This window comes from uncultured Chitinophaga sp. (genome assembly GCF_937898475.1).
GTDB lineage: Bacteria > Bacteroidota > Bacteroidia > Chitinophagales > Chitinophagaceae > Chitinophaga.
In genome coordinates, this window is sequence record NZ_CALEJS010000030.1 from 1 (window position 1) to 2900 (window position 2900).

A 2900-nucleotide genomic window follows, 5' to 3' on the forward strand; every position below is an offset into this window, starting at 1 on the left:
TGTAGAAAACGCATCATGGTATCCCCCTAAAACGTTTATGGTAACCCCTCATTTCGCTGATGGTACCCCCACCTGTAATTGACCGAATATTCAAAATTATACGCTTAGGTCCCACCTGTTTTCCTTTCCTTTCAGAAGATTCAACATTTTTCTGCACTGTCAATACGGCACATGGTAACCCCTTTAGACGCCTCATCGTATTAAACGTATAACGGAGCATGGTAACCCCTTTGTGTTAGAAGGTTCAAAAGCGTCAGCGCTATTTCATTCATTTGCCCCTATTTAGAAACATAAACAGGGGAAATGGCTCAAAAAGCAGTTGATATGAACCAGATCAAGCAAGTAATTCAGTTACGGCAAGACGGTGTTGCCATAAAAGAAATAGCCCGAAGAACAGGTATAAGCCGTAAGACGGTAAAAAAATACCTGCGTAAAATGGATCCCATTGATGCCATTGAGGACACCCCATACCCAGACAGTGATAAGGAGTTGGCTGCCGTTGTTTATAATAGCGATTATACGCTCATCCGCGGTAAACGCTTTGAAGCCCTGCTGGATCATTTTAAGCAGGCACAGCATGAACTGCATAAAACCGGTGTTACCAAACAGTTGCTTTGGATCGAATACTGCCAACACCATGAGAACCCCTACAAATACACGCAATACTGTGTGCTGTTCAGGAAGTTTTTGAAAGACAGTGACCCGGCCTTCCACTGGGAATATATTCCCGGAGAGTTCATACAGGGTGATTTTGCCGGAAAGAAACTCAGCTATGTAGACAGGCAAACAGGTGAAGTAATTGCCTGCGAGGTCTTCATCGGTGTGTTGCCCTTTAGCGGGCTAATCTTCTGCATTGCAGTGCCATCGCAAAAGACAGCCGACTTTGCGCATTGTATTAATGAGCATCTCAAATACATCGGTGGTGTTACCAAAACCATTCTGTGCGACAATTTTAAAACGGCCGCAAAGCGTGCTGATAGATACGAGCCTGCATTTACAGATCTTTGTAACCAGCTTGCAGACCACTACAATACTACTTTTAGCGCTACGCGCCCGGCAGAGCCTACCGATAAAGCAATGGTAGAGAAAGCTGTAAACATTGTCTATACGCATATCTATGCGCGACTACGCAATGAGGTGTTCCATAGTATCGAATCGCTTAATCATCATATCCGCCTGCACCTGGACATCCTCAACAGAAAGCCATATAAGAACAGTCCTGAAAGCCGCCTGGATATCTTTATGCGCCAGGAGCAGCCCGTTTTAAAAGCACTCCCTTCGCAGCCATACCAGGTCAAAAAAGGAAAACAGGTAACCGTCCAGACCAACTATGCCATCCAGCTACCAGATAACAAGCACTACTACACAGTCCCATATCAATACGTTGGCTGCAAGGTATGGGTGAGCTATGATAGCAGAACCGTAGAAGTATTCTATCAAAATGAACGCGTTGCCTTCCATGTCCGTAGCAGCACAGAGCCTAAGTTTAACCGCATCCACGAACATATGCCTGCCAATCATCAGCATATAGTTGAGTTACGGGGATGGACGGTAGAACAACTGCTCGGCAAAGCCGGCTGGGTGGGTGAATATACCCGGCAGGCAGCGGATCGCCTGCTGCATGGCAGCATATACCCCGAACAGAACTTCAAGACCTGCCACGCTATGATACGCCTACAGGACTCATATGGTAGAGATCGACTGGAAGCGGCCTGCCGCAGGGCTGCCAATGTTCCCAGGCCAACGCTGAAACTGATCCGTAATATCCTTGAAGCTGGACTGGATAAGCATCCCTTACTTTTTGATGAAGAGCAGGACGAACAGGAAGAACAGTTGCCTGATCACGATAATATCAGAGGTCCTGAAAATTATAAATAGAGATCAAAACGATGTTACAGACAGTACACACATCAGTTCTCCAACGCCTGCCGCGGGCTTGCACTGTAGTAAGCATATGATTTTACTATCGGCATTGCATGGATGCTTTTATTAACCAATCATATGCTTCCTACAGCGCCAAACGGTATTTTTTTTATCATTCATAAAAATCAACATCAATGAACACGACACAATCCCTTGAGCAAATGCAAGATTTAAAATTGAACGGCATGGCAGCCAGTTACCGATGTCAACTGGAATTGCCGGTTAATCAGCAATTGGAAGGGCACGAACTGCTGGCCCATCTGTTACAGGCTGAACAACTACACCGTGCCAACGAACGTATGGAATCGCTTTTAAAAGCCGCACGGTTCCGTTTTAACGTAACGGCCCAGCAGATAGACTGCAGCCCTGAAAGAAATCTCACAAAAGCTTCCTGGAGCAGTTTACTGGAAGGAAATTACATCAGGTCAGGAGAAAATATACTGATTACCGGAGCTACCGGCTGTGGTAAAAGTGTAACTGCGTGTGCACTCGGACACCAGGCATGCATCATGGGCATTAAAACCCGCTACTTTAACATGAACCGGTTAATCGAAACCATCCTCATGGCCAAAACGGAAGGAAGCTACGTTAAACTATTAAATCAATTGGAAAAGGTGCCCCTGATCATCCTTGATGACTTTGGTTTGCAGCATATAAACAAAAACATAAAGCTGGCATTACTCCAAATCATGGAGGACCGGTATGAAAAAAAATCTCTGATAATTACTTCTCAGTTACCCGTATCAGCGTGGCATGATTACCTGGATGAACCTACCCTGGCCGATGCCATCCTTGACAGACTGACAGCCCGAAGCCATCGAATTGAATTAAAAGGTGAATCCAGAAGAAAGAAAAAATAATAGTCTAACCACCAAATCATATCTTTGAACCCTTCATAATAGCTCTTTCTCTTTTGGCCCTTCTTGCAGAGGGGTTACCTTCACCGTTACAAGGGGATACCTTAAGCGAAATTTACA

2 protein-coding genes are annotated in these 2900 nt (G+C 45.1%); both read left to right on the forward strand.

What is annotated here, in order from left to right:
• The first annotated feature begins 324 nt into the window (after positions 1-324).
• Positions 325-1878 carry an IS21 family transposase gene (istA, locus tag Q0577_RS19555; protein ID WP_298739280.1) on the forward strand — a complete coding sequence of 518 codons (1554 nt, stop codon included), beginning with the start codon at positions 325-327 and terminating at the stop codon, positions 1876-1878.
• A gap of 179 nt (positions 1879-2057) precedes the next feature.
• Positions 2058-2783, forward strand: a complete 726-nt coding sequence (istB, locus tag Q0577_RS19560; protein ID WP_298739282.1) for an IS21-like element helper ATPase IstB — start codon at positions 2058-2060, stop codon at positions 2781-2783.
• Positions 2784-2900 lie beyond the last annotated feature (117 nt).